Here is a 25,891-nt window from a genome sequence, read left to right as displayed (position 1 = left end):
GGCAAGCTGTAAAAGACTAATCGATACCGCCCGGTCGGACAGGGAAGGCACGCGGCGGATACGGTACTCCGCCGCCATATCCGTGCGCGTGCACGACCGTTACCGGCGGCAACACGACACGCCGCATCACTGTCCAGAGTTTCGCTCACCGGGAATTCATAACAGTCGCAACCGGGCGTGCGGATATTCGAGGTACATCTGTTCCGTCGCCCGGCACGACCGACGGCAACAGATCGGAATTCGTACGGAATACACGGTCGATACCCGATCCGTTGTGCGGCAGCGCCATGTGAAAACCGTTTCGGCGGGTGAGCGCGGCTACGCGGCGCGGGCCGGTGAGTCGACCGCCGAATAGTATTGGGCGTCGCCGGAAACCACGGTGCTCGGCCTACCGTCGACCCCGACCGGGATTCCCCCGGCCAGCGTGATCCGGGTCAGCCGGCGGTGCTCGGTGCCGTCGTAGTCGTCGACGGCGTAGTGCTGAGTGGCGCGGTTGCCGCGGTGGAGGCCCACGTGGCCCGCGGACTCGCCGAAGGCGCCGTCCTGGTCACCGGGGGGAAACCTCCGGAGGACCCCCGATCAGCCGCCGGCAGCTACTACCTGCCGACCGTACTGGACCGCTGCCGCCGCGATATGCGGATAGTCCAGGAGGAGACCTTCGGCCCGGTACTCACCGTGGAACGGTTCGCTACCGAGGCCCAGGCCGTCGAGCTGGGCAACGACACGTCCTACGGACTCGCGGCCGGCGTCCGTACCGGCGATCCGGCCCGCAGCGAACGGATGGTCCGCGCGCTCCGGCACGGCACGGTGTGGCTCAACGATTTCGGCCCCTACACCCCCGCGGCCGAATGGGGTGGGTTCGGGCGTTCCGGTATCGGCCGCGAACTCGGTCCGAGCGGGCTGGCCGAGTACCAGGAGATCAAGCACATCTGGCACAACACCGCACCGGCGGTCGGCGGCTGGTTCGCCTGAACTCCCCCGGAACCGGCACCCCGGCCGGTCGCCGCCGGCTCAGCTACCGGGGGTGTCGGTCGAGTTCGGCCCACACGGTTTTGCCGCCGTCGCGGTAGTCGGTTCCCCACCGGGTAGCGAGCTGCGCCACGAGCAGCAGCCCGCGCCCACCCGTGCGGTCCGGCCGCCGGACCCGCGCCGGGGTCGGCGAGGCATCATCCACCTCGATACGGAACCGGCCGCGGTCGTCGACCATCAGCCGGCAGGCACGCGGCGAGCGGGCGTGGCGGCAGGCGTTGCTCACCAACTCATCGCTCACCTGCACCGCGTCACAGAGCTCGACACCCGCGCAACGGCCTACCAGGCCGCGTACCTCGGCCCGCACCTGCGCTGTCGGCGATGTCTGGAGATCCACCTCGACAACCAGACCATCCGATCTTCTACCGCTCCGTACCGAATCCGGTGTCATCACACCCACTATGGCTCCTCTTCCGCTCCGGCGAGCACTCCCGCACCCCGCGGCCGCTCCCACTCGGCCCGGCTTACCCGCTACCAACCGGCGGAAACCACACCGCGCCCGGGCTCTTTCCGCCGTGGCCGACTTGCCGACAGCGATTCGTAGCCATGGTTCGCGCGATCATCGGACGCTCATGGCCGCCGGTCGGCACGGCACCCGAAAAGCAAGAAACCCGCGCCGTAGCGCGGGTTTCCGTATTGGTCGGCTCCTAGATGGCGCGGACGCTCTGAGCCTGCGGACCCTTCTGGCCCTGCTCGATCTCGAACTCGACACGCTGCCCCTCGTCGAGGGACTTGAAGCCGGAGCCGGAAATCGCGGAGTAGTGGACGAAAACGTCAGGACCGCCACCGTCTTGCGCGATGAACCCGAAGCCCTTTTCGCCGTTGAACCACTTCACACTGCCTTGCGACATACTGTTGTTTTACTTCCTGTTGTGAGCCGAGCGATCACTTCAACAACCCGTACTCACCCTCCAGCATGCCACAGACCCCCGCCACTTCCCGAAAGCGTGAGCCACCGCACCTCACGAACACCGAATCCGAGTCGGGCCGGCGGGAAGGTTTCGTGGTCCCCAGCCACCCGCGCCCGGGACCGACTCGATACCGCGGTGCGGACCGCCGGCGCATCATGGCCGCGATCGGTGGCGAGACCGGTATCTCCCGCCGGTCGACTTCCCGGCGCCGGGACACACCACCGGCGCGACGTCCACATGGGTGGCAGCGGCGGTAGGGCGGCGCCACGTGGATAGTGGCAGGTCGAGCCCGGTGCCGCGACACTCGCGTCGGTCCCGGGACAGCCCATGGGAGCGCCCTAGGCTGAAGTCGTGACCACTTCCGGTTCCTCCTCCAGCAGGCCCGGCGAATCCGCACCGCCGGCCCCCACGGGCGTCGGCCGCACCGCGCTGATGGTCGCCGCCGCCCGGGCCGCCGAGTCGGTACGACCGGACGCCCTGTTCGTCGACCCCTACGCCGCCGATTTCCTGGCCGCCGCCGGGGGTGAGGAGTTCGCCGGTGGCTCCGACGCGGCACGCATGTGGGACTCTTTCAGCAGCTACCTGCCCATTCGAACCCGGTACTTCGACGACTACATCCTCGACGCCACCCGTACTGTCGAGCAGGTCGTGATCGTCGCCGCCGGACTGGACACCCGGGCCTTCCGGCTTCCGCTGCCGCCGGAGATCGTGGTGTACGAACTGGACACCACGGGAATGCTCGCCTTCAAACAGCAGGTCCTCGACGCGCAGGACGCACAACCCGCCGGCCGCCGGGTGACGGTGCCGGCCGACCTCCGCGAGGACTGGGGTGCCCGGCTGGTAGCGGCCGGGTTCGATCCGTCCGCTCCGGCGACCTGGCTCGTCGAGGGGCTGCTCCTCTATCTGAGTCCTGAGCACAACGATCGGTTGCTGGCCGAGATCAGTGGGTTGTCCGCCGCCGGGAGCCGGTTGTCGATCGAGTATCTGCACATGGACTCGGTCGCGCTGATGGCCGCCGCGGCGGCCGGCGAGGACGGCTCGGAGATCACAGCGATGTGGCAGGGCGGCGGCGTGGCCGAGCCCGCACAGCCGTGGCTGGCCCGGCACGGCTGGGACGCCGAGGTCTCCGACACCTACGAACGCGCCGCCGCCTACCACCGGGACCTACCTACGCTCGGCGACACCGTCATGGCACGTTTCGCCGAGGCGTCCCGCCACGGCCTGGTCACCGCCCGGCGACGCTGACGGGCGGCGGGCTCATCAATTTCGAATCGGTGGCGTTGTCGGCCCGGCACAGGCGCTCCGCTGGTCGCACCGATCGCCGAAATACTACTGCTGGTCACCGGCCGGATCTCGGTGGAGCAGTGGGCCGGATCGGCCTGATCGAGGGGATCGGTGGGGCGGGCGGGTATGGCGAATGCGATCCGGGCGCGCGGCCGGCCGGACAGTCGGCTTCGGTACGTCGAGCGACTACCCCGGCCCCGGGGCACAAACCCGCTACCGAGCATCGAATCGGCGGATTGATCGGACGGATTCTGGGAAGCCCGGATTCGACAGGTACACAAACTCTTTCGAGGAGGTGGACCGTGAGCACCGTCGCCACGACACACAGGAACCGTCGACCGGCCGCCATGATGGCGACCAGGTTCGGACGTCCGGGGTCCGCACGCTCACTACTGATCGCCTGGATGGCCCTCATGGCCTTCGTCAGCCTGGCGCTTGTCCTGCTCTGACCGGCCCCGGCACCCGCCCGGGGGTCAGTAGGCGCCGTCGCCCCTGGCGACCGCTCGCAGGGTACGGGCTATGATTCGCAGGTCCAGCAGCATGGACCAGTTCTCCACATAGGAGATATCGAGTTCGACCGAGTCCTCCGGGGACAGGTCCGAGCGTCCGCTGACCTGCCACAGCCCGGTGATCCCGGGCCGCACCAGCAACCGCCGGCGCATCACGCCGTCGTAGGAGTGCACCTCGCGGCGGACCTGCGGCCGCGGCCCGACGACACTCATATCACGGAACAGCACATTGAAGAACTGCGGCAGTTCGTCGAGGCTGTACCGGCGCAGGAACCGGCCGACCGGGGTCACCCGTGGATCGTCCTTCAGTTTGAAGAACAACGGATTGCCGCCGTGGGCGCTGATGAGTGCGGCGGCTTGCCGGTCGGCCCGCACGTACATACTGCGGAACTTGATCATCCGGAACGGTTTACCGTCCATCCCGATCCGCTCCGACAGGTAGAACACCGGCCCGGCGCTGGTGAATTTCACGGCGGCGGCCAGAACCAGCAGTACCGGGGCGATAGCGACGAGGACCAGGACGGAGAAGCACAGATCGAATACCGCCTTGCCGAACGAGAGCGCCCGGTCGTACTGGGGCCGTTCGATGTGCAGCATCGGGATACCGGCCAGCACCTGGCTCGACATCCGGGTCCCGGAGATGTCCATGATGCCGGGCGCGACGATGAGTTCGGTGCCGAACGCGTCGAGATCCCAGGCCAGCCGGCGGATATCCCGCGGGCCCAGCCGGTCGGTGGCCATGACGACGACGGTATCGGCGCCACTGCGGCGGACCGCGCTGCGTACCGACCGGTCGTTGCCGACGATCGGGATATCGCGCTGCCCCACGCGCAGGGTGGCGGGTTCGTCGAGTGCGTCACCGGTAGGGGTGCAGACCCCGACGACGTGATAGCCGTGCATCTCCTGCGCGGATAGCGCGGTCGCGACGGCACGGGCGGCCTCCGGACTGCCGACGACCAGGACCGAGCGGCGATAACGGCCCAGCGCCCGGCGCCGCACCGCGTGCGCGCGCCACAGCGCCCGGGTCGCCATCAGGCCGAGTAGACCGAGCGGTAGCGCGATCACCAGGTGGGCGTGCGCGATATCGACGCGCAGGATCAGCGAGACGATCGCGATCGTGCCGAACAGCTGCAGGGTGGCCGAGAGCAGTCGCCGGTATTCGTCGGCACCGGCGCCCACGGTATGCGGGGAGCGGGAGCCATTCCAACCCAGCAGAATCGACCAGCCGACCGCGATACCGAGCGTGAGCGCGGTGTTGCGCGGCTCGAATTCCCAGCCCAGGGAGTACCCGGGCGCGATGCTGAACAGTTGCGCGCACAGGGCGGCCGCGGTGACCACCGCGATATCGGTCCGGGCGAGCCGGCGGACATATCCGGCACGCCAAGAGTCCCGGTCACCGGGATTCGGCAGGTGCAAATCGACCGCGCCACCGACCACATGGAGATCCAGAACCATGAAACGTACCCGCTTGAACTTCGAACGACCGTGCCCCGGCTGTCATGCGCGACAGCAGATCACACGCTTTTTCCAGGAAGCCCGGCCTGCAGAACAGGAAGGCCGGGCCGATCTTGTTGCAGAAGTATTGCCCCCATCGACGCCGGACACAAGTGCTGGAATCGGAATTGCCACCGCATACCGTTCCGTATCGGTGCCGAATACCGGGAAATAGCCTATTTCGGTTGTCCACCATCGTTATCCGAGCGCGGATCGTTACACAGTTTGCTGAAGGTATGCCGAAGGTCACTTCTGCGCAAAAGTCCGCTCGGACCGTGTCGCAGATGCGCCGGATTGGTGCTATTTTTTCCGTCGATCGGCAGAGAGAAGTTGCTTCTCGGGGCTGCGGGGCGCCGCCGATGTACATGACCGTTCGAGTGGAGCCCGAGTGCATTGTCGTTTGTGTGAGTCGTCCCGGCTGGCCAGTGTCGTCGATCTGGGTGCGACACCTCCTTGCGAGAGTTTCCTCTCCGAGGATCGGCTAAACCTGCCGGAATCCACCTATCCGCTACATCTCCGGGTGTGCGCGGACTGTCTGCTGCTGCAGATCCCGGCACTCATCACGCCCGAGGAGACATTCACCGAATACGCCTATTTCTCCTCGTATTCCGAATCCTGGATGCGGCACGCGCGCGAGTTCACCGCCGCGGCGATCACCCGGCTGGGCCTGGGCCCCGACTCGTTCGTGGTGGAGGTCGCCAGCAACGACGGCTACCTGCTACGCAATGTGGTGGCTGCGGGTATCACCTGCCTGGGCATCGAACCCTCAGCGAATGTCGGCGCGGCCGCGCGGACGGCCGGCGTGCCGACGCTGACCGAGTTCCTGACCGAGGAATCGGCCCGGCGGGTGCGCGCCGAATACGGAGCCGCGGACCTGGTGGTCGCGAACAATGTGTACGCCCACATCCCCGATCTGCGCGGTTTCACCCGAGCGCTGCGCACGTTGGTCGCCGAGGACGGCTGGATCTCGATCGAGGTACACCACGCGCTGAACCTCGTGCGGCACGGCCAGTTCGACACCATCTACCACGAGCACTTCCAGTACTACACCCTCGCCTCGGCTCAGCGAGCGCTGGCGACGGCCGGGCTGGCGGTCGCGGATGTGGAAACACTGCCGACCCACGGCGGATCGCTGCGTATCTGGGCGCGCCCCGAGGCGGTGGCCGAACCGTCGGTGCGGGTGGCGGAACTGCTGGCGATCGAGGCGGATACCGGTCTGCACGCGGTCGAGGGCTATCGGTCCCTACGCGAACAGGCCGAACGGGTACGCCAGGATCTGCTGCGCTTCCTGCTCGACCAGAAGGCGGCCGGACGGCGGGTGGTCGGCTACGGCGCACCCGGTAAGGGCAACACCCTGCTCAACTACTGCGGAATCCGTCCCGACCTGCTCGAGTACACGGTGGACCGCAACCCCTACAAGCACGGCCGGTATACCCCGGGCACCCGCATACCGATCCATCCCCCGGAGCGGATCGACGCCGACCGACCCGATTTCGTGCTGGTACTGCCGTGGAATCTGGAAACCGAACTCACCGCGCAGCTGCGTCATATCGGGGAATGGGGTGGACAGCTGGTGATCCCACTGCCCACGGTCCGGGTGGTCGCGCCGAGCCCGGCGGAGGTCACCGCGCGATGAAGGTCGTGTTGTTCTGCGGTGGGTACGGAATGCGGATGCGCAGCGGGGAGAACGACAGCCCGCCCAAACCGATGCAGATGGTGGGCCCGCGGCCGCTGATCTGGCATGTCATGCGCTACTATGCGCATTTCGGGCATACCGAATTCATTCTCTGCCTGGGCTACGGCGCCCACCACATCAAGAATTTCTTCCTGACCTATCAGGAGACGATGTCCAACGATTTCGTCATCCGTGACGGCCGGGTCGAATTACTGCACTCCGATATCGCCGACTGGACGATCACCTTCGTCGATACCGGCCTGGAATCGGCCATCGGGGAAAGGTTGCGCCGGGTACGGCCCTACCTCGGGGACGACGAGATGTTCCTGGCCAACTACTCCGATGTGCTCACCGACGCCCCGCTGGATGTGATGATCGACCGGTTCACCGCGTCCGGAGCCGCCGCATCGATGATGATCGTGCCGCCGCAGTCGTCGTTCCATTGCGTGGACGTGCTGCCCAGTGGTGAGGTCAAGCAGATCACCGCGGTCGGCAAGCTGCCGATCTGGGAGAACGGCGGCTATTTCGTACTCACCCAGGAGATCTTCGATCATCTGCCGGAGGGCGGTGACCTGGTGGAGGACAGCTGCGGAGCGCTGGCCGCGCTGGGCCGGCTCTACGGTTACCGGCACGACGGCTTCTGGAAACCGGCCGATACGTTCAAGGAACGCGCCGAACTCGACGCCGGATATCACCGGGGCGACCGCCCGTGGATGGTCTGGGAGCGGGCCGCTTCGTGATCACTCTCGCTCCCGCGCGGCTCGACGAGGTCGCGCTGCTCGGCGCGCACTGCGACGATATCGCCATCGGGATGGGCGCCACCCTGCTGACCCTGACCCGCGGAAACCCGGGGCTGCACGTGCGCGCACTCGTCCTGTCCGGCGGTGGCACCGCCCGCGCCGCGGAGGAGAGCGCCGCCCTCGAACGTTTCTGCGCGGACGCCGATCTGGACCTGACGGTGCTCGACATACCGGACGGGCGGGCTCCGGCACACTGGGACCGGATCAAGAGCGCGCTCGCCGAGTTCCGGCGCGATACCGACCCGGAGCTCGTCTTCGCCCCCCAGCGCGGCGACGCCCACCAGGACCACCGCCTGCTGGCCGAACTCGTGACCACGGAGTTCCGTGATCATCTGGTGCTCGGCTACGAAATCCTCAAATGGGAGACCGATACGCCCCGGCCGGTCGTCCTGCATCCGGTGGCACCGGAGATCGCCGCGGAGAAGGCCCGGCTGCTCGCCGAATGCTATCCCTCGCAAGCACACCGCGACTGGTTCGACGAGGCCGCCTTCCTCGGTCTGGCGCGAATCCGTGGCGTGCAGTGCCACCGCGAGTACGCGGAGGGGTTCGAACTGACCAAAGCCGTCCTCGATCTGGGAGGTCTGTAGAAGTGCGCGTTCTCGTCACCGGTCATCAGGGTTATCTGGGCACCGTCATGGTTCCGGTGTTGCGGGCCCGGGGCCACGAGGTGATCGGACTGGACACCGGCTGGTTCGCCGACTGCGTCCTGGGCCCCGCACCGCAGGATCCGCCCCAACTGGCCGTGGACCTGCGGGATGTGACGATTGAGCAGCTCACGGGCTTCGACGCCGTGGTGCATCTCGCGGCGCTGTCCAACGATCCGCTGGGCTCCCTGATCCCCGAGATCACCCACGACATCAACCATCACGCGTCGGTGCGGCTGGCCCGGCTGGCCAAAGAGGCCGGGGTGCGTCGCTTCCTGTACGCCTCGACCTGCTCGGTCTACGGCGCGGCCGGCGACGGACTGGTCGACGAAAGCGCACCGCTGCGCCCGCTCACCCCGTACGCCGAGAGCAAGGTGCGGGTGGAAGACGACCTGGTGGCGCTGGCGGACGACCGTTTCGCACCGGTGTTCCTGCGCAATGCCACGGCGTTCGGGTTCTCGCCGCGGCTACGCGCCGATATCGTGCTCAACAATCTGGTCGGCCACGCCGTGCTCGACGGCGTGGTGAAAGTCCTCTCGGACGGTACGCCGTGGCGGCCGCTGGTGCACGCCGCGGATATTGCCGAAGCGTTCGCGGTCTGCCTGGAGGCGCCGGTCGCGGCGATCCACGCCCGGGCCTACAACATCGGCACCGAGACCAACAACCGCACGGTCGCCGAGATCGCGCAGGCCGTCGCGGAGGTGGTGCCCGGCGCCGAGGTGCTGATCACCGGCGAGTCGGGGGCCGATCCGCGGTCCTACCGGGTCGATTTCGGCGCGGCGCGCCGGGAACTGGGGTTCGAGGCGCGCTGGACCATCGCCGAGGGAGCCGCGCAGCTCTACACCGAGTACACCGCCGGTGGACTGACCGCGGCCGATTTCTCGGGCCGGTTCGTGCGCCTGGCGCGGTTGCGGCAGCTGGGCGAAACGGGTGCGGTGGACGCGACGCTGCGGCGGGTCAGGACCGGTGTGTGAGGTGTGTTGTCAGCAGTTCCCGCCAGCTGCCCGCGGCGCGGTCGCGCGCGGAGACCAGCGTGACCTCCTCCGGCCAGCTCAACGCGAGCTCGGGATCGTCGTAGGCGACGGCGAGGTCCTCGGCCGGATCGTGCGGGCGGTCGATGCGGTAACACACATCCGCGATATCGGTGAGCGCCTGGAAGCCGTGCAGGAACCCCGCCGGCACGTAGAGATGCCGGAATTCCGCGTCGTCGAGCAGGAACGCCTGGCTACGCCCGAAGGTGGGCGAATCGGGCCGGATATCGACCAGAATGTCGTGCACCGCGCCGTGCGCGCAGCGCACCAGTTTGGCCTCACCGCGCCCGCCGCGGCCGTGCATACCGCGCACCACCCCGCGCGCCGACCGCGACTGCGAATCCTGCACGAAGGCCGCGGACGCGCCGGGACCGAGGTGGGAATCGAAGACCTCGGTGTCGAAGGTGCGGGTGAACAGGCCGCGGGCATCGCGGAAGGGTTCGGGCACCAGGATCAGCACATCGGCGAGGTCCGCCTGTTCGATTCGCACCGGGTGATGGTGCCATGAGCGGATCCGTTACGGCGCGCGGCGGCCGCGCGGCCCTGCTCGAACCGCCCCCGGCCGACCCGCCGGGTTGCCGGGCCTGCCGCGCCGCGGACCTGGTGACGGTACTGGATCTCGGGGCGATGCCGGCGGCGGATCACTTTCCGCCGGCCGATACCGTCCCGCGGCCGGACGAGGCCGCCCATCCACTGGCGATGGTGGTCTGCCGCCGCTGCGGGCTGGCGCAATTGGCGCACGACGACACCGTGACCGCCGAACCGCGCGGCGTCGAACCCCGCGCGCTGCGGGATCAGGCCGGCGACGCGGTGCGGCGGGTCGGCGATGCCGGCCTGCTGCGGGGCCACACCGTGCGCGAGTTCGCCAGCCCGCACGGGGGCAGTTGGCTGGAGTTGCTGGCCGAGCGCGGTTTCGCCGTATCCGACGGACCCGCCGATGTGGTGCTGGATTCGTTCGGTCTCATGCACGACCGTGATCAGGCCGCGGCCGTCACCGTCCGGGCGGCGGCCACCGCGCCCACCGGTGTGCTGCTGCTACAGTACCATCCGCTGCACACGATCGTGACGCAGGGCCAGTGGAACGCGCTGCGGCACGGCCATTTCGCGTACTACTCCCTGCCCGCACTGCGGGAGCTGCTGCGCGGCGCCGGAATGTCGGTGGTGGACGCCTGGGATTTCGACCTTTACGGGGGCACGGTGCTGCTGGCGGCGGTGCACGGTGCCGCCGAACCCGGTGCGGCGGTGCGGCGGATCCTGGACCGGGAAGCGGCCGCGGCCGACCCGGAGGTGCTGCGCGGCCTGCAACGTGCGGCCGACCGGCATTCGGAGCGCCTGCGCGCCACCCTGGAATCCGCGGCGGCGCGCGGTGAGCGCGTGTACGCCTACGGAGCGGCTTCGCGCGCGGTGGCGTTGCTCTGCCGGGCGGGCGTGCGACGGGAACTGCTGGCGGGGGTCGCCGACGCGGCACCGGCCAAACAGGGCCGGCGGATGCCGGGGACGGATGTGCCGATCATCGCCCCGGCCGACCTCGTCGCGGCCCGGCCGGATCGGGTGCTGCTGACGGTACCCGACCTGCTCCCCGAGGTATCCGAGCGTTTCCCGGAATTGGCCGGACGCTGGTTCACCGACGAGCCGGCCGACCCGGTGCGGGAGCGGCCCATCCGGTAGTACCCACACCCCGCGGGCGTGCGGACCACTGCTCCTCCGCACCCCGGACGGTTCCGCGGAACCACACGATCCGCGGATCGGACCACCCCGAACCGCGGACAGCGAACCGTTGCCTCGGATACGCCGGCCTTCCCGGCGTATCCCCTCCCATTTCATCGAAAGGATCACCAGTGGTCAGCGTGTCGATCTGTGTCCCGGCCTACGAGGCCGCGCGGACACTCGAACAGACGCTGCGTTCGATTCTGAGTCAGGACGTCGACTTCGAACTGCTGGTGCTCGACAATGCGAGCACCGACGCCACCGGCGAGATCGCCGCGTCCTTCCACGATTCGCGGGTCCGGGTGGAACGCAACGCCACCACGCTGGCCATCGGCGACAACTGGAATCGCGCGATCGCGTTGTCCACCGGTGACCTGGTGAAAGTGGTGTGCGCCGACGATATCCTGCTGCCCGGTTCGCTCGCGGCGCAGCTCGAGGTGATGTCCGATCCGGCGTTCGCCATCAGCTCGAGCCGGTTCCAGGTGATCGACGAACAGGGTGAGCTGCTGGAGACCGGTCTCGGCCTGCCGGGTCTGGACGGGGTCCGCACCTCCCGGGCGCTGGCCCGCACCATTGTGCGCCGCGGGCCCGCCGATTTCGGCCCCACCGCCGCCGCGATGTTCCGGCGCGAACACTTCGACCGGGTCGGCGGTTTGCGCGGGGACCTGGTGTTCCCCATGGACGTCGACTTGTTCGCGCGGGTCGGGCAGTTCGGGTTGTTCTTCGGCCTCACCGACGTCGCGGCGGCCTGGCGGGCCTCGTCGTTCAATCTCTGCGCGCGCACCTCGACGGTGAGCAAACTCAGCGAGACCCTGCGGTTCCACCACCGACTGGCCCGGGACTGCCCGCTGCTGCTCTCGCCGCTGGATGTGGCCATCGGCGATCTGCGGCTGGCGCGGACGGCACTGGAACGGTTGCGGGTGCGGGCGGGGCAGTTCGCCCGGGACCGGATCGGGTCGCGCCGATGAGCGCGCCGGCCGCGCCGCAGCGGATCCATATGACCGGCTCGGAGTGGTTCGGGGCCGCGGCAGGTGGGCTGAACCGCTACTTCACCGATCTGTTCGCGGCGCTGACCGACCGGCCCGAGGTCGAGGTCTCGGCTGCCGCGTTCGGCGACGCACCCGCGGGTGGGCTGTCATGGGGACCCGTCGGGGGCTCCACGTGGCAGCGCGCGCGTACTGCGTTCCGGGACGTCCCATCCGGCGCGTCCGGCCGGCCGGCCGTGCTGGACCGGCATTTCGCGCTGTACGGGCCCCCCGACGCCCGCACTCGGCACTTGGTAGTGCATTTCCACGGGCCGTGGGCGGCGGAGAGCCGGGCAGCCGGCGGCAATGCGCTGGCCGTCGGCGCGAAGTACGCGCTGGAGAGGTTGCGCGCCCGACCGGCCGACCGGTTCGTCGTCCTGTCCGAACACTTCCGGGACCTGCTGGTGCACGACTACCGCGTACGACCGGACCGAGTGGCCGTGATCGCGCCGGGTGTCGACCTGGACCGGTTCCGCCCCGCTCCACTGCCCGGCGACGCCACACCCCTGGTGCTGTGCGTGCGCCGGCTGGAACACCGGATGGGTATCGATGTACTGCTGCGGGCCTGGCCCGCGGTTCGGGACGCCCACCCGGAGGCGCGGTTGGTACTGGTCGGCGCGGGTACGGCCGAGTCGTCGTTGCGCGAACAGGCCCGCGGCGCGGATTCGGGCGTCACCTTCACCGGCCGGGTCACCGACGCCGAACTCACCGGCTGGTACAGAAGGGCCGCGGTCACCGTGGTGCCGTCGGTGGCGCTGGAAGGTTTCGGGCTCATCGCGCTGGAATCGCTGGCGGCGGGCCGCGCCCCGGTCGTCACCGCGTGCGGTGGCCTGCCCGATTCGGTCCGCGGCCTGGACCCGTCGCTGATCGTGCCCCCGGGCGATGCCGGCGCGCTGGCCGCCCGGCTCTCCGCCGCGCTCGACGGCGCGGTCCCTGCTCCGGACCGCTGCCGGGCGCACGCCGAGACCTTTTCGTGGGCGGCGGCCGCCGACCGGCATATCGCTCTCTACCGGGAGCTGACCGGATGATCCGCGCCGTATTCCTCTCCCATACCGCCGCGCCCTCCGGTGCCGAACTCGCGACACTGCGGCTGCTGACCGCATTACGCGCGAGCGGCACGGTGGACCCGTCGATGTTGTTCACCGCCCCCGGCCCGCTGGTGGACCGGTTCCGTGCCCACCGGATACCGGTCACGATGTGCGGCAGCGCTTTCGACAGCCGCTCGCTGACCGTTGACGGCTCCGGCCCGCTGCGGTTGCTCACCGGCGCGGCCGGCCTGGCTCGACTGGGCGTCCGGCTCGGGGCGATCGTCCGGGCCCAGGGTGCCGACGTGGTGGTCGCGCAGAGCACGAAGGCTCTGCTGATGGGCGCCGTGGCCGCCCGGCGCGCCGGAGTCCCGCTGGTCTGGCAGGTCCACGACCGGATCAGCGGCGAATACTTCGGCCGGGCACTGGCGTGCGCGCTACGGGTGCTGGGTTGGACGGTCGCGCGCGGCATCGTCGCCAACAGCCGGTCCACGCTGCGCACGCTCTACACCCGGGGCCGGGTCGCGGCGATCGCCCACCCGGGCCTCGAATCGCTCGCGGCCCCGCACCGGGCGGACCAGCGCGATCCCGATGCGGTGCGGATCGCCATGGTTGGCCGTCTCACCCCGTGGAAGGGGCAGGAGATCCTGCTGCGCGCGCTCCCCCTGCTGCGCCACCGGCCGGCGGCCGTCGCGCTGGTGGGCGGCACGTTCTTCGGCGAACAGGACTACCGCGCGAGACTGGAGCACACGGCCGCCGCGCTCGGACTGCCGGTCGAATTCACCGGCCATGTCGACGATCCGGGTCCCTACTTCGCCCGCGCCGATATCGCGGTGCACTGTTCGGTGCTCGCCGAACCCTTCGGACAGGTGGTGGTGGAGGCCATGGCCGCCGGATGCGCGGTCGTGGCGGCGGACGCGGGCGGCCCGGCCGAGATAGTGCGGTCCGAGGTCGACGGTCTGCTGACGACACCCGGCGACCCCGCCGCGCTCGCGGCCGCGCTGGACCGGCTCATCGCCGACCCCGCACTGCGCACCCGGCTCAGTACGGCGGCGCGCGAACGCAGCGCCGACTTCGGGATCGCGGCCACCGCGCGGGCGGTCACCGGGCTACTGGAACAGGTCACCCGAGAGCGGACGGTGCGCGCACGATGAACCCCGCCGACCCGCACACCATTCCGATCCGCATCGTCCACCGCCACTACCCCGTGTCGATGGACGGCCTGCGCGTCCCCGACTACGACCTGCCGACCGAGATCATCCCGGCCTTCGCCGACTGGCCGACCGAGAAACTCCCGCTGATCACGACGATCCCGCCGGCGGAGACGGAGCCGCGGACCAAGGCGACACGACTGCGGGAACTGGCGACGGTCCTCCGCGATATCGCCTACGTCAGCTTCGGCAAATACGGCCAGTACCTGGTCACGGTCGCGACCCTGCCGCTGATCGCGCGATTGCTCGGCGCCTCCGGAATGGGACTGCTGGCCATCGGGATGTCGGCGTATTTCCTCGGCTCGCTGATCGTGGACCTGGGTATCACCTCCTATCTGGCCGCGCGTATCCAGGAATCGGGGACCGACCGGGAGGTCGTGAACCACACCCGCGGCACCTACCTCGCGATCCGTGGCGGGATCCTCGGTGTGCTCGCGGTGGCGCTGGTGACGGCAGTTCCCGCGGGCGCGCCGGACTACCTGGGCATGGTGCTGCTGGGGTTGTTCGTCGGCGGTTTCTGGTCGATGTCGGAGGACTGGGTGCTGATCGGCCAGGGCCGTTTCGGTGCGTCCACCCTGTACCAGTCGATCGCCCGGGTGGGCTATCTCGTCGCGCTGCTGACCCTGCTGCCCCGGTTCCCCAGCGCCGCCATGGCGATGCTGTGCCTGCTCGCCTCCTCGGTGATCAGCCTGGCCCTGACCTGGTGGGACACCTGGCGTGCGTTCGGTCCGCCCGGTCGTCCGCACGGCGCGTGGAAATTGATCCGCGCGGCCCTGCCGGTCGTGACGGGAAGGCTGCTGACCACCAGCTACGGGCAGGGCGCGGCCGCCGTCTACGGCGCGGTCCTGAACGCGGCGTCGCTCGGGCTGTACTCCGCCGCGGACCGGCTGGTGCGGGCAGTGCAGTCGCTCTTGGACCCGATCGGTTTCGCGCTGCTGCCGCGGATGGCCAAACGTAGTGGTGAGGAACGGTTCTGGCCGGACGCGCTGCGCGCGCTCGGGGTCTGTGTGGCGGCGGCGTGTGTGGCGACCGCGGCGCTGTGGGTGGCGGCGCCGCTGATCATCGGGCTGGTCTTCGGCGACGAGTTCGGTGGCGCTGCCGGTGTCCTGCGCCTGGAGGCACTGATACTGCCCGCCACCACCGTCACCTCGTTCGTCACCACCGCGGTCCTGCCGGTGCGGCAGGACACCGTCGGAGTGCTGATCGGTTCGGCCACCGGGACCGTCGTGGCAGGGTGCGCACTGCTGCTCACCCTGCGCACCCATTCGGTGTGGACGCTGGCCGCCGGGATCGTGGCCGCGGAATTCGCGGTGGCGATCTGGTATCTCGCGCGGATGCGCGCACTGATCGTGCGGGAACGTACCACGGGCACTGCGCTGCCCGTCGGTGCGCAGAGGAGAGGGACACGATGAGGATTCTGTTCGTCGGCGACGACTGGCTGGGCAGCAATGCCCGCTCACTCGCCGAAGGGTTCCGCCGGCTCGGCCACGAGGTAATCGTGGTCGACTCCACCCCGGTGACCCTGCCGCCCCGGCTGGCACCGTCGTGGCTGTACGCGAAAACCGGTGGGCGCCGGGCGCCGTGGACAGTGGACCGGGTGCACACCCGGTTGGAGCGGGCCGCCGCCGAACTGCACCCCGACCTGGTGTTCGGTTTCAAATCGGTGTATCTCGATCAGGCCCGGCTACTGGAGATCCCGGCGGCGCATCACGTGCACTACAGCCCCGACGACGTCTCGAATCCGGACAACACCACCGCGGACTATCTCGCGCACGAGTCCGAATGGGACATGGTGGTCACCACCAAACGCCACAACCTGCCCGAACTCGCCGGCCGTGGCGTCTCCCGGACCCTCTTCGTGCGCAGCGCCTACGATCCGGCCTGGCATCATCCGGCGGCCCGGCGCGGTACCCGGCAGTTCCTGGTCGGTTTCATCGGCGCCTGCCGCCCGGACCGGCGGCCCGGCATCGTGTCCCTGGCCCGCACCTACGGATCCCAGCTGCTGGTGCGCGGTCCCGGCTGGCGGCGGGTACGCCAATTGCAGACCACCCGGGCCGCGGTCGCCGGACCGGTGTACGGAGAGGATTTCGCGATCGCGGTGGCGTCGGTGACGGCGAACCTGGTGCTGCTCAACTCCGCCAACCGCGACACCCACACCTGCCGCACCTTCGAGGTGCCGGCGTCGGGCGGGTTGTTCGTCGGTGAACGCACAGACGAACACGCCGAACTGCTCGACGACGGCACCGAGGCCTTCCTCTTCTCCAGCCGCGACGAACTCGACGAGATCCTCGAACGCTGCGCGCTGTACCCGGATCAGGCGGCCAAAACCGCCGAGGCCGGGTACCGCCGGATCGTCGAGGGCGGTCACACCTATACCGACCGGGCGAAGGAGATCCTGCGTGCGCTGGACTGAATCGCGGATCGCGCGAGGGTGCCGATGGTGATCCCGGACCTGATCACTTCGAACGAGCCGCTGCTCGTCGTCGTCGCGGCGCTGGCGACCATGGTGTGCGCCGCCCTGCTCACCCACGGTGTGCTGCGGGTGCTGCTGATCGCGCAGGCGGTGTACTGGGCGATGTCGTATGTCGCCCGCCCCGTGGTGCTGCTGACCGTGCGGCCCGATCCGCATTTCGGTGACAATGTCGCCGACCCGCGGCTGGCCGAGATCGGATACGACGTGGGGATCGAGGCCGCCTTGCGTCCGGTGGCCTTCGGTCTCACCGTCTACGCGCTGATCGTGCTGGTTTTCGCCCTGTGGACCCGGACCCGGCCCCGGCCGGGGCGGGCACCGCTGGCCGGTGATCCGGATCTGATCGCCACCCTGTGGGTCCTCTACCTACTGGGCACCTTCGCCCGCTTGCTCAGCGTGGCCACCGGCGCCGCCGGACAGGCCGGCGATGTGCAGAGCGCCTCACCGGTGCTGAGCCTGCTCACCATGCCCGCCATCCTGGGCGCGATCGGATTGATCGTCTTCGCCCGCCCGCCCCGGCAGTCCGGCACCATCGCGGTACTGGGCGTGCTGATGGCCGGCGAACTGTGGTGGACCACGGCCACGGAATCGAAAACGCCGATCCTGGGCGCCGCACTGGCGGTCGCGGTACGTTTCGCGCTCACCGGCTGGACCCGGGACAAGGTGCTCGGCATCGGCGCGGTCTCGATGACCGGTATCGCCGGCTTCGACTGGCTGCAATCGCTGAAGACCTCACCGTATCTGCGCGCCGAAGCGGCCGCCGTGGACGGGGCATATCCCGAGGGGGTGCGCCCGTTCCTGAGCCTGCTGCGCCGGTTCGACCTGCTCGAGGCCGCCACCGACGCCTACTACCTGGGGCCGAACTCGTGGCTGAGCCCCGGCGAAGTGATCGGGCACCTGGCGCGCAGCATGGTGCCGGCGCAACTGCTGGCCGAGGAGAAGCTGCACGCCGGAACCGCCTGGGCGAGCGAAGTACGCGGCGCCTCGGTGGATATGAGCCAGGTGTCGGTATCGCTGGCGGAAGGCAATATCAGTGAGGGCTATGTGATCGCCGGCCTGCCAGGGGTCGTCGTCGGGGTGATGTTCACCGCGGTCGTCCTGGTGGGCTGGGCGCGGTCGCTCTACGCGCGGCATCTGGTGCCGGCGCTGTTCGGTATCGCGCTGATCGAGGTGCCGGTCGTCTTCGAACGCGGCATGCTCGGCAGTGCCGAAACTCTCGGAAAATACCTCCAGGTCGTGGTGCTGGCCTGGCTGGTCCGGCTGGCCGTGGGCCAGTGGCGGCGCGTCCACGGGCCGCCCGCTGCACCCGATGGACAACCACCGGCCGGACCCGTCGCGGTACCGGTCGGCGCAAGCGTGGGAAGTGAAGGAACACGATGATGGAACTGCCCGATTACCTGCGCCTGCTGCGCCGCTACTGGGCGGTACTGCTGGCGGGCGTGGCGCTGGGCGTGGGTCTGGCGGCGTATCAGGTCGAATCGACGCCGACCACCTATACGGCCACCAGTACCCTGTACGTATCGATGGCCACCGGTACCTCGGTGGCCGATTCCTATCAGGGCGGTCTGGCCGCCCAGCAACGGGTGCGGTCCTATCTCGAGCTGATCACCAGCGACCATGTGGTGGACCGGGTCATCGGCCAGCTCGGGCTGAACCTGGACCGTGACGAACTCCGCGCCGCGATCACCGCCGATACCCCGCCGGCGACCTCGCTGCTGCGGGTCTCGGTAACCGACGAGGATCCCGAGACCAGCCGGGTGCTCACCGATCAGGTGGTCGCCCAGTTCCGCGCGCTGGTCGACGAACTGGAGACCATCGAGGTCACCGCCGCCCCCGCAGCGCGCGTGGCGGTCGTGGACGCCGCGCAGGCTCCCGCCGAGGCGAGTGGCCCGGGTGGGTCCCGGCTGTACGCGGTCGGCGCGCTGGGCGGCCTGCTGCTCGGCGCGGCCCTCGCCTACCTGCTGAATCGGCTGAACACCCGGGTCCGCGACAGCGCGGAACTCGCGGCGCTGGGACAGCCGGTGCTGGCCACGGTCGCGCCGGGCACCGACCGCGAGTCGGCCGGGCTGCGGGCGCTGCGGGCCCGGCTGCCCGAGGCCAAGCCGCTGGTCTTCACGGCACTGGACGCGAATTACGAACCCGCACTTGTCCTCGGCGCGGCCTCGGTACTCGGCGCCACCGGCGCAGAGGTCCTGGTGATCGATGCGAACACGACCGGGCACGGTGTCTCGGCCCTGCTGCCCGAATCCGCACTCCAGTCGCCCGCGACGACCGGCGACTGGCCGGTCCGGGACAGGAAGCAGGCCCGCGAGCTGGTGACCGCCGCGTCCGGCCGTACCTCCGCGGCGATCCGCGGGGAGATCTTCGACCCGCCGACAGTCAAACTCGATCTGCGGACCAAACCGGCCGCGGCGCTCGACGAACTGCCCGCATCCGTGCCGGCGGTCCCCACCGAGACCGGCCCGTGGGCGGCGGACGGGCTGGCCGCCGTCCTGCGCGAGGACGTCCATCTCGACGAAGCCTTCGTCGCCTGGCCCCAGCGGTCGGTGGTCGTGCTGGCCCTGGGTAGCGCCGACGAACGGACACCGGATCTGCTGGCCTCCACACGCTTCGAGACGATCCTCGGCGAGGTCACGAAACGCTTCGACCGCGTGATCGTCGATATCGCCGACGCCGACGCCCCGGCCGTCGCGCCGAAGGCGGCGGGCACCGTCGCGGTGGTGCGGCTCGGGAGCGGCCGCCGCGGCCGGATCGAGTCGGCACTCACCGCGCTGACCGCCGCCGGGGCCACCGTATCCGGGGTGGTCGCGGTGGCGCCCCGCCGGACCTGGTGGCGGCGCTCGTGAGCGACAAGCGAGCACGCCGGGACGAGGGCGGGCGGCGGATCCAGCGGCGTGATCTGCTCGCGGCGAGCCTGGGCGCCGCCGGAATCGGTGCCGTCACGGTACCGTTGGCCGCGTCGGGTCCGCCCGCGCCCATCGTGCTGGCCACCGGCACCGCCTCGCCGACCGTGCGCGATATCCGCGCGTTCGGCGCGGTCGGCGACGGGAAAGCCGACGATACCGAGGCGCTGGCCGCCGCCTGCCGCACCGACGGCGCCCCACCGGTGGTGTATCTCCCCGCCGGGGATTACCGGGTCACCGCCTGGCCCGACCTACCCGACCACTCCGTGGTCTACGGTGACGGCGCCGATGTGACCACGGTGTTCTGCGACCAGGACGTCACGCTGGTCGATCTGGAGGGCAAACAGCGGGTCCGGTTCGCGCGCATGGGGTTCTATCTGTCCGGCCCGGAGGCCACCGCGGTCCGGCTCACCGAATGCTTCCGCTGCAGTTTCGATACCGTCCTCATCCGCGGCAACCACCTCTCCGACAACTATCCCCGCTACGCCGCGCAGACGGGTGTGGTGCTGGAGGCGAACACCGGCGGCACCTCGTTCATCGACTGCGATATCAACAATTTCGGTATCGGCCTGGCCACCTCCTGTATCCAGAACTACGTCACCTCCTCGAAGTTCTCCGGTAACCGGATCGGGGTGCTCGGCACCGGCAACGACCACAACGCCGGACTATCGCTCACCAATGTCGAATTCGTCTCCGACAACGACCCGGCGACCACCGACCGCCACCTGTTCGTCGACGGCGCCGCCAACAACTGGTGGCTCACCAATGTGTGGTTCGAGGGCGCCGATATCGCGGTGCAGGTCGGCACCGCGGGCAAAGGCGGCCCGTCCCAGTTCGGCATGGTGAACTGCAAGGTCGCGGCGCGCTCGTGCGATATCGACCTGATCTACTGCCGGCAGCCGTATCTGGCGAATATCGCCTTCGACGCCGACCCCGGCGGCAGCCCGGTCGAACTGCGGATCGCCGAAGCCGGATGCCCGGAGGGGATCGCGGTGAACCTGATCTCCAGCGCGGGCACCGAAATCGGCCCGCGGGTGTTCCCCAGCAACTGGCAGGTCCTGGGCCGCGGCCAGACCCACCGGCCGACGTTCACCGGTCCGGTCACCGCCCGCGCCGAGGGCGCGGAGGAGATCCTGCGTGCCGTCGCCCCCGACGGTGCGGGCCTGGCCTCGGTGCTGGCCAGCGGGGCGTGGTTGTCCGACCACGCCGACGCCGGTGTCGTCCTGCGGGATCCGGAGGGTGGGTACTGGCGCCTGGTGGTCGCTCCCGACGGCGCCCTGCGCACCGCGCCGCTGGGCCGTGACCGCCCGGTGCGCTGAGATGACCGCGCACATCCCGGGAACCCGCCGGCCGCGGCGGTGGCGGGTCGCGGCCGCCTTCGTCGTCCTGGCGACCCTGGCGGCGGTCGCCGGAGGGCCGGTGTTCGTACGACCGCAGGTGGACCCGCTGCGCCGCGCCGATGCCATCGTGGTGCTCGGCGGGACCCCGTACGAACGATTCGATGTCGGACTCGAGCTGGTGCGGCAACAGTGGGCACCGGAGTTGCTGATCGCCGCGTCCACCGGTCTCGACGATCCGCGGATGGACCGTTACTGCCGCACCGGATACCCGTTCCGGGTGACCTGTTTCGAACCACACCCGTGGACCACCCGCGGGGAAGCCCAGGAGATCCGCCGCCGGGCGGAGGCAGGCGGCTGGCGGCACATCATCGTCGTCACTTTCACCCCGCACGTCTCCCGGGCCCGCTATATCGTCGGCCGCTGCTTCGACGGTGAACTCACCATGGTCGCCAGCCCGAGCCGTACCGACCCCGTGTTCCAGGCCTGGATGTACGTGCGGCAGACCGCCGGGTATCTGAAGGCCTTCACCGAATCCGGCTGCTGAGCCGCGAAGGAGCGAGTGTGATCACCGATTTCGGCCGCAGCGCCGCCGTCCAGGCGCGGCTGCACGACCTGGTACCCGGCGGCGCGCACACCTATGCCCGCGGCGCCGACCAGTACCCCGAGCATATGGCGCCGGTACTGGTGCGCGGACAGGGTTGCCGGGTCACCGATTGCGACGGCAACGAATTCGTCGAATACGGGATGGGCCTGCGGTCGGTCACGCTCGGGCACGGCTACCGACCCGTCGTCGACGCGGTAACCGCCGCCATCGCCGACGGTGTCGGCTTCTCCCGGCCCACCGTCACCGAACTGGCCGCCGCCGAGGATTTCCTGGCGCTGGTGCCCGGCGCGGATATGGTGAAATTCGCCAAGAACGGCTCCGATGCCACCACCGCCGCGGTGCGGCTGACGCGTGCGGTGACCGGCCGGACCACCGTCGCGGTCTGCGCGCAACCCTTCTTCTCCGTGGACGACTGGTTCATCGGGACCACCGCGATGTCGGCCGGGATCCCACCCCAGCCGACAGTCTCCTTCCCTTACGGCGACCTACCCGCCCTGGAACAGGTCCTGGCCGGACGCGAGATCGCCTGCGTGGTCATGGAAGCCGCGACCGCGCTCCAGGAACCGCCGCCCGGCTACCTACTCGGCGTGCGAGAACTGTGCGACCGTTACGGCACGCTGCTGGTGTTCGACGAGATGATCACCGGTTTCCGGTGGGCGGCCGGCGGAGCGCAGCAGGTATACGGCGTGGTGCCGGATCTGTCGTGCTGGGGCAAGGCGATGGGTAACGGTTTCCCGATCGCCGCCCTCGCCGGGCGCCGGGAATATCTCGAACTGGGCGGCTTGCGGACCGACGCGGACCGGGTGTTCCTGCTGTCGACCACCCACGGCCCGGAAACGGGTGGACTGGCCGCCTTCCGGGCCGTCGTCCACGCCTACGCCACCACCGATCCGGTGGGCCGGATGGAGGCCGCCGGTCGGCGACTGCGGACGGGGGTCGAGGAGATCACCGCCGAAATGGGTATCGGCGACCGGTTGTGTCTCGCCGGGCGCCCATCGTGCCTGCTGTTCCGGACACTCGATCCCGACGGCAACCCGTCCCAGGAGTTCCGCACCCTCTTCCTCCAGGAATTGCTGCGCCACGGCGTACTCGGGCAATCGTTCGTCACCTCCGCCGCGCATACCGACCGCGATATCGACCACACGATCGTCGCCTGCCGCCACGCCGCCGCGGTCTACCGGCGGGCCCTCGACCAGGGCACTGTCACCGGCCTGCTCGAAGGCCGCCCGGTGGCCCCCGCGCTGCGTGCCCACGCCGCACCTCGCCGGCTGCTCGCGGAGGTCGCCCGGTGACCACGAACGCCGCCACCCCTGCCCCGCCCACGCCCGCCGACCCGAGCGGTCGGCCCACGGCGACCGCCCGGCCGGGTGGCCCCCGGCTGGCGATCGTGCACGAACGGTTCACCGAATACGGCGGATCGGAAGCGGTCGTCGGGGAACTGTGCCGGACCTGGCCGGACGCCCGGGTGTTCGCGCCGATCGTCGATCCCGCCGCCGCACCGGCCCTCGCGCATCCACCGTGGGACACCGTCGCCGGCACCCGGCTGTCGCGCCTCTACGCGCTCACCGGTAAGCGGTCCCACGCACCGCTACTGCCCCTGGTCCCCCGGGCGCTGCGCCGGCTCCCCCTACGCGCGGAGTACGACGCGGTGGTGGTCAGCCATCATGCCTTCGCTACCCAGGCGGTCTTCGCCACCGACGCCCCAGTGATCGCCTACGTACACAGCCCCGCCCGCTGGGCCTGGGATCCGGCGTTCCGGGCCCGGGAAGCCGACGGCCCCGCCGGGCGCACCGCGCTCGCCGCGCTCGGTGTACTGGCCCGGCGCACCGAAACCGCCGCGGCGCCCCGGCTCGCGGCGGTGGTCGCGAACAGCCGCGCGGTGGCCGACCGGGTCCGGGACTGGTGGGGACGACCCGCCACGGTCGTCTATCCCCCGGTGCACCTGGACCGCTTCGCCGCGGATCCGTCGGTACCGCGTGAGGATTTCCTGCTCTTCGCCGGCCGCCTGGTCCCCTACAAACGTCCCGACCTGGCGATCCGTGCCGCCCAGCGGGCCGGCCTGCGCCTGGTCGTGGTCGGTGACGGCCGGTACCGCCGCCGGCTGGAGGCGATCGCCGGCCCGGAGACCACCTTCCTCGGCGCCGCCCCGGACGCCGTCCTGGCCGATATGTACCGTCGCTGCCGCGCCCTGCTCATGCCCGGAGTGGAGGACTTCGGGATCGTGCCGGTGGAGGCGATGGCCTGCGGGGCGCCCGTCCTCGCGGTCGGGGCGGGCGGGGCCCTGGACACCGTGATTCCCGGGCGCACCGGCGGACATATCGCGGGCGGAGTCGACGAGGAGGTGATCGATGGTTTCGCGGCCGCCCTCCGCGACCCGTCCACCACCGATCTGGATCCGGCCGGGATTCGCAAGCACGCGGAAACGTTCGCTCCCCCGGTGTTCCGGGCCCGCATGGCGGAAACCCTGACCGGGGTGCTCACCGGTTCGATCCCTTGCTGCGCCGGGACGGTCTGATCGAACGCCGGGGGCGTGGGAAGGTCCCGATCCGCGAGGAGTACGTTGTCGCGGGTTCGCTGCCGCCGGAGGGCCGGTCGCTGGAGGAGCGTTCCGGCGCGGGCTCCGCGACAGTGCGCAGGCGGGGCACCTGGCCGCCGGACCTGACCCGGCCCTGCGGACCCGGGGACGGTGCCGACCGGACTCACCGTGCTCGGACCGAACCAGGTCCCGGATACCCCTGGTACCCCGGCATCTCCATCCGCCGGGGCATCAGGGCATCGCCCGCACGAAACGATCGAGCAACCGCGCGAATTCGCGGCGCTCGCCCGCCGTCCAGCCGTCCATGGCGGTATCGAAGGCGGCCCGGCGCCGCGCGTGGGACCGCTCGAGGATCTGCCGGCCGCGTTCGGTGAGGACCAGCACCGAACGTCTGCCGTCGGACTGATCGGCGACCCGGCGAACCAGGCCTTCGGACACTGCGGCCGCCACCAGCTTGCTGGCCCGCGGCTGATCCACGGCCAGGGCGGATGCCACCGCCGACACGGTGGGTTCCGGCGTCGCCTCGATCACGTCCAGCACTTCGAAGGACTGGCCGGCCGCTTCGCCCTCTTTCGCGAGGGCTCGCCGGGTCTGCCGACGGCGGATCGCGATCATCGCTCGTTCTACGCGCTCGACATCGTCCACCCGGACATGCTATTACGGATATATACATGTCGAATATCAACTAATTATGGTTGTTCATGTATCTGATAGGAGACTCGATGAACGTCCGCACCCTGCTACTCGGCACCGCCACCGCACTGCTCATCCCGCTGGCCGCCGCCTGCGGCGAACCGGCTACCGACCCGGCCCCGGCGGAAGCGGCACCCGCGGGCGAGAACCGGCTCATCGGTTACCAGGTCAAACGTCTCGACCAGCTGATCGAACTGACCTTCGACAGGCTGGTGGCCGAAGCCGGCCTCTCCCGGCGCGAATGGCAGACCCTCAACGCCCTCGCCGCCGGCCCGGCCGACGACGCGGAACTGACCGACGCGCTCCGCCCGTTCTGGGAGGTCGAGAACGAGGACCCGCGCGACGTGGTCGCCGCGCTGATCGCGCGTGGATGGGTCGGCCGCGACGGCGACGGACGATACGTCCTCACCGAAGCCGGACGCACCGCCCGGGCGACAGCCGCCGACTCGGTCGGCCGCATCCGCGACCTCTCGGCGGACGGCGTGAGCGAGCAGGAGTTCGCCCAGATGATGGATGTCATGGCACGCATCATCGGCAACCTCGAACGGGCCACCACCGCCTGAGCATCCATGCGACGGGGCGCCGGGTTTCGCGCCGGTTACGAAATCCGGCGCCGCGCGTAGGCGTACTGTGAACGCCGGCCGCGAAACCGCAGGAGCACGGTTACACCGCAGGCCACCCGAGCGCTGCGCAAAGGCTTCGAATCCGCCAGCTACTTCTACGGTCCCGGCGCGATCAACTGCATCGCCAACCGTGGCTTCCCACGCACCGGTGACAGCGGATTCCCCGGAGCCCAGAACAGCAACGACGCGCTGGCGGCCTTCATCGAGGAAGGCGGCACCGTCTTCGCCCGCCGCTTCGGGCTCGCTCTGCACGGTGCGCGCGAGGAGGATCTCATCGCCGGGGTGGTTCCCGCACATCCGCTGGACGTGCAGGACGCCCTGATCCACTACGCCCGCAAGGGCGCCATCATCAATTCCACCTACCAGGTCCAGGACGC

Annotated in this window: 24 protein-coding genes and 3 pseudogenes; 21 read left to right on the top strand and 6 right to left on the bottom strand. The window is 69.9% G+C overall.

The window, feature by feature from the left end; translation table 11 throughout:
- Positions 1–318 precede the first annotated feature (318 nt).
- Positions 319–495: pseudogene (locus tag NGR01S_RS32105) on the bottom strand (taurine catabolism dioxygenase); the annotation flags it as partial.
- 6 nt (positions 496–501) lie between these two features.
- Between NGR01S_RS32105 and NGR01S_RS00480 the strand changes: the two are divergent.
- Positions 502–972, top strand: a pseudogene (locus NGR01S_RS00480) (aldehyde dehydrogenase family protein); the annotation flags it as partial.
- Between the two features lie 43 nt (positions 973–1,015).
- On the opposite strand, the gene NGR01S_RS00475 reads toward NGR01S_RS00480, so the two are convergent.
- Both NGR01S_RS00475 and NGR01S_RS00470 read right to left on the bottom strand, forming a co-directional pair.
- Positions 1,016–1,366, bottom strand: a complete 351-nt coding sequence (locus NGR01S_RS00475) for an ATP-binding protein (RefSeq protein ID WP_063034141.1) — start codon at positions 1,364–1,366, stop codon at positions 1,016–1,018.
- Between the two features lie 310 nt (positions 1,367–1,676).
- Entirely contained in the window at positions 1,677–1,880 is a 204-nt protein-coding gene (locus NGR01S_RS00470) for a cold-shock protein (protein WP_039825274.1), read from the bottom strand.
- Positions 1,881–2,291: 411 nt separating this feature from the next.
- Here NGR01S_RS00470 and NGR01S_RS00465 point away from each other — a divergent pair, with 411 nt between their 5' ends.
- Positions 2,292–3,185 (top strand): SAM-dependent methyltransferase, encoded by an 894-nt coding sequence (locus NGR01S_RS00465; RefSeq protein WP_063034140.1) that lies wholly within the window; start codon positions 2,292–2,294, stop codon positions 3,183–3,185.
- 341 nt (positions 3,186–3,526) lie between these two features.
- Positions 3,527–3,673, top strand: coding sequence for a hypothetical protein (locus NGR01S_RS30700; protein WP_157107062.1), 147 nt, complete (start codon positions 3,527–3,529; stop codon positions 3,671–3,673).
- A 24-nt stretch (positions 3,674–3,697) separates the two neighbouring features.
- Here the strand turns inward: NGR01S_RS30700 and NGR01S_RS00460 are convergent, their stop codons facing one another.
- Positions 3,698–5,188, bottom strand: a complete 1,491-nt coding sequence (locus tag NGR01S_RS00460; protein ID WP_063034139.1) for a sugar transferase — start codon at positions 5,186–5,188, stop codon at positions 3,698–3,700.
- Between the two features lie 427 nt (positions 5,189–5,615).
- Between NGR01S_RS00460 and NGR01S_RS00455 the strand changes: the two genes are divergently transcribed.
- Genes NGR01S_RS00455 through NGR01S_RS00440 form a run of 4 tightly spaced genes read left to right on the top strand, consistent with a single transcriptional unit; the run spans position 5,616 to position 9,320 of the window.
- Entirely contained in the window at positions 5,616–6,863 is a 1,248-nt protein-coding gene (locus NGR01S_RS00455) for a class I SAM-dependent methyltransferase (RefSeq protein WP_063034138.1), read from the top strand.
- Positions 6,860–7,642, top strand: a complete 783-nt coding sequence (locus NGR01S_RS00450; protein ID WP_063034137.1) for a glycosyltransferase family protein — start codon at positions 6,860–6,862, stop codon at positions 7,640–7,642. Before NGR01S_RS00455 ends, NGR01S_RS00450 begins: the two co-directional genes overlap by 4 nt.
- Positions 7,639–8,289: a PIG-L deacetylase family protein gene (locus NGR01S_RS00445; protein ID WP_063034251.1), complete on the top strand. Its 651-nt coding sequence runs from the start codon at positions 7,639–7,641 to the stop codon at positions 8,287–8,289. The genes NGR01S_RS00450 and NGR01S_RS00445 overlap by 4 nt, the downstream gene beginning before the upstream one ends.
- A gap of 2 nt (positions 8,290–8,291) precedes the next feature.
- The gene (locus tag NGR01S_RS00440) at positions 8,292–9,320 is read left to right on the top strand and encodes an NAD-dependent epimerase/dehydratase family protein (protein WP_063034136.1); all 1,029 of its coding nucleotides are present in this window, start codon (positions 8,292–8,294) and stop codon (positions 9,318–9,320) included.
- On the opposite strand, the gene rfbC is transcribed toward NGR01S_RS00440, so the two are convergent.
- A complete protein-coding gene (rfbC, locus tag NGR01S_RS00435; protein WP_063034135.1) occupies positions 9,304–9,867 on the bottom strand; it encodes a dTDP-4-dehydrorhamnose 3,5-epimerase in 564 nt (187 codons plus the stop codon). The two genes, NGR01S_RS00440 and rfbC, sit on opposite strands and share 17 nt — an antisense overlap.
- A gap of 14 nt (positions 9,868–9,881) precedes the next feature.
- Here rfbC and NGR01S_RS00430 point away from each other — a divergent pair, with 14 nt between their 5' ends.
- The 12 genes from NGR01S_RS00430 to NGR01S_RS00375 all read left to right on the top strand — a co-directional run bounded on the left by NGR01S_RS00430 (position 9,882) and on the right by NGR01S_RS00375 (position 24,177).
- On the top strand, positions 9,882–11,045 hold the full coding sequence (locus tag NGR01S_RS00430; protein WP_084480250.1) for a class I SAM-dependent methyltransferase: 1,164 nt from the start codon (positions 9,882–9,884) through the stop codon (positions 11,043–11,045).
- A gap of 170 nt (positions 11,046–11,215) precedes the next feature.
- On the top strand, positions 11,216–12,052 hold the full coding sequence (locus NGR01S_RS00425; RefSeq protein WP_063034134.1) for a glycosyltransferase family 2 protein: 837 nt from the start codon (positions 11,216–11,218) through the stop codon (positions 12,050–12,052).
- Between the two features lie 29 nt (positions 12,053–12,081).
- The gene (locus NGR01S_RS00420) at positions 12,082–13,137 is read left to right on the top strand and encodes a glycosyltransferase family 4 protein (protein ID WP_063034249.1); all 1,056 of its coding nucleotides are present in this window, start codon (positions 12,082–12,084) and stop codon (positions 13,135–13,137) included.
- Positions 13,134–14,288 carry a glycosyltransferase family 4 protein gene (locus tag NGR01S_RS00415; protein ID WP_063034133.1) on the top strand — a complete coding sequence of 385 codons (1,155 nt, stop codon included), beginning with the start codon at positions 13,134–13,136 and terminating at the stop codon, positions 14,286–14,288. Before NGR01S_RS00420 ends, NGR01S_RS00415 begins: the two co-directional genes overlap by 4 nt.
- Positions 14,285–15,757: a lipopolysaccharide biosynthesis protein gene (locus NGR01S_RS00410; RefSeq protein ID WP_245664365.1), complete on the top strand. Its 1,473-nt coding sequence runs from the start codon at positions 14,285–14,287 to the stop codon at positions 15,755–15,757. Before NGR01S_RS00415 ends, NGR01S_RS00410 begins: the two co-directional genes overlap by 4 nt.
- On the top strand, positions 15,754–16,758 hold the full coding sequence (locus tag NGR01S_RS00405) for a CgeB family protein (RefSeq protein ID WP_063034132.1): 1,005 nt from the start codon (positions 15,754–15,756) through the stop codon (positions 16,756–16,758). The genes NGR01S_RS00410 and NGR01S_RS00405 overlap by 4 nt, the downstream gene beginning before the upstream one ends.
- Positions 16,759–16,782: 24 nt before the next feature.
- Complete coding sequence (locus NGR01S_RS00400) at positions 16,783–18,195, top strand: hypothetical protein (RefSeq protein ID WP_063034131.1); 1,413 nt, start codon at positions 16,783–16,785, stop codon at positions 18,193–18,195.
- Positions 18,195–19,661, top strand: coding sequence for a hypothetical protein (locus tag NGR01S_RS00395; RefSeq protein WP_063034130.1), 1,467 nt, complete (start codon positions 18,195–18,197; stop codon positions 19,659–19,661). The genes NGR01S_RS00400 and NGR01S_RS00395 overlap by 1 nt, the downstream gene beginning before the upstream one ends.
- Positions 19,658–21,037 (top strand): glycosyl hydrolase family 28-related protein, encoded by a 1,380-nt coding sequence (locus NGR01S_RS00390; protein WP_245664364.1) that lies wholly within the window; start codon positions 19,658–19,660, stop codon positions 21,035–21,037. Before NGR01S_RS00395 ends, NGR01S_RS00390 begins: the two co-directional genes overlap by 4 nt.
- A 1-nt stretch (position 21,038) precedes the next feature.
- Positions 21,039–21,602, top strand: coding sequence for a YdcF family protein (locus NGR01S_RS00385; protein WP_063034246.1), 564 nt, complete (start codon positions 21,039–21,041; stop codon positions 21,600–21,602).
- Positions 21,603–21,622: 20 nt separating this feature from the next.
- On the top strand, positions 21,623–22,954 hold the full coding sequence (locus NGR01S_RS00380) for a glutamate-1-semialdehyde 2,1-aminomutase (protein WP_063034245.1): 1,332 nt from the start codon (positions 21,623–21,625) through the stop codon (positions 22,952–22,954).
- 86 nt (positions 22,955–23,040) lie between these two features.
- Positions 23,041–24,177: a glycosyltransferase gene (locus NGR01S_RS00375; protein WP_063034244.1), complete on the top strand. Its 1,137-nt coding sequence runs from the start codon at positions 23,041–23,043 to the stop codon at positions 24,175–24,177.
- A gap of 252 nt (positions 24,178–24,429) precedes the next feature.
- On the opposite strand, the gene NGR01S_RS00370 is transcribed toward NGR01S_RS00375, so the two are convergent.
- The gene (locus NGR01S_RS00370) at positions 24,430–24,843 is read right to left on the bottom strand and encodes a MarR family winged helix-turn-helix transcriptional regulator (RefSeq protein ID WP_218020689.1); all 414 of its coding nucleotides are present in this window, start codon (positions 24,841–24,843) and stop codon (positions 24,430–24,432) included.
- A 77-nt stretch (positions 24,844–24,920) separates the two neighbouring features.
- Here NGR01S_RS00370 and NGR01S_RS00365 point away from each other — a divergent pair, with 77 nt between their 5' ends.
- On the top strand, positions 24,921–25,454 hold the full coding sequence (locus tag NGR01S_RS00365) for a winged helix DNA-binding protein (RefSeq protein ID WP_157107061.1): 534 nt from the start codon (positions 24,921–24,923) through the stop codon (positions 25,452–25,454).
- A 108-nt stretch (positions 25,455–25,562) separates the two neighbouring features.
- Positions 25,563–25,883 (top strand): annotated as a pseudogene (locus NGR01S_RS29790) (MSMEG_0572/Sll0783 family nitrogen starvation response protein); the annotation flags it as partial.
- Positions 25,884–25,891: the final 8 nt, after the last annotated feature.

The sequence above is a fragment of the Nocardia grenadensis NBRC 108939 genome, from assembly GCF_001613445.1.
GTDB classification, from domain to species: domain Bacteria; phylum Actinomycetota; class Actinomycetes; order Mycobacteriales; family Mycobacteriaceae; genus Nocardia; species Nocardia grenadensis.
Note: the sequence above shows the minus strand (reverse complement) of the source record. Positions and strands in the feature narration are given on the sequence as shown.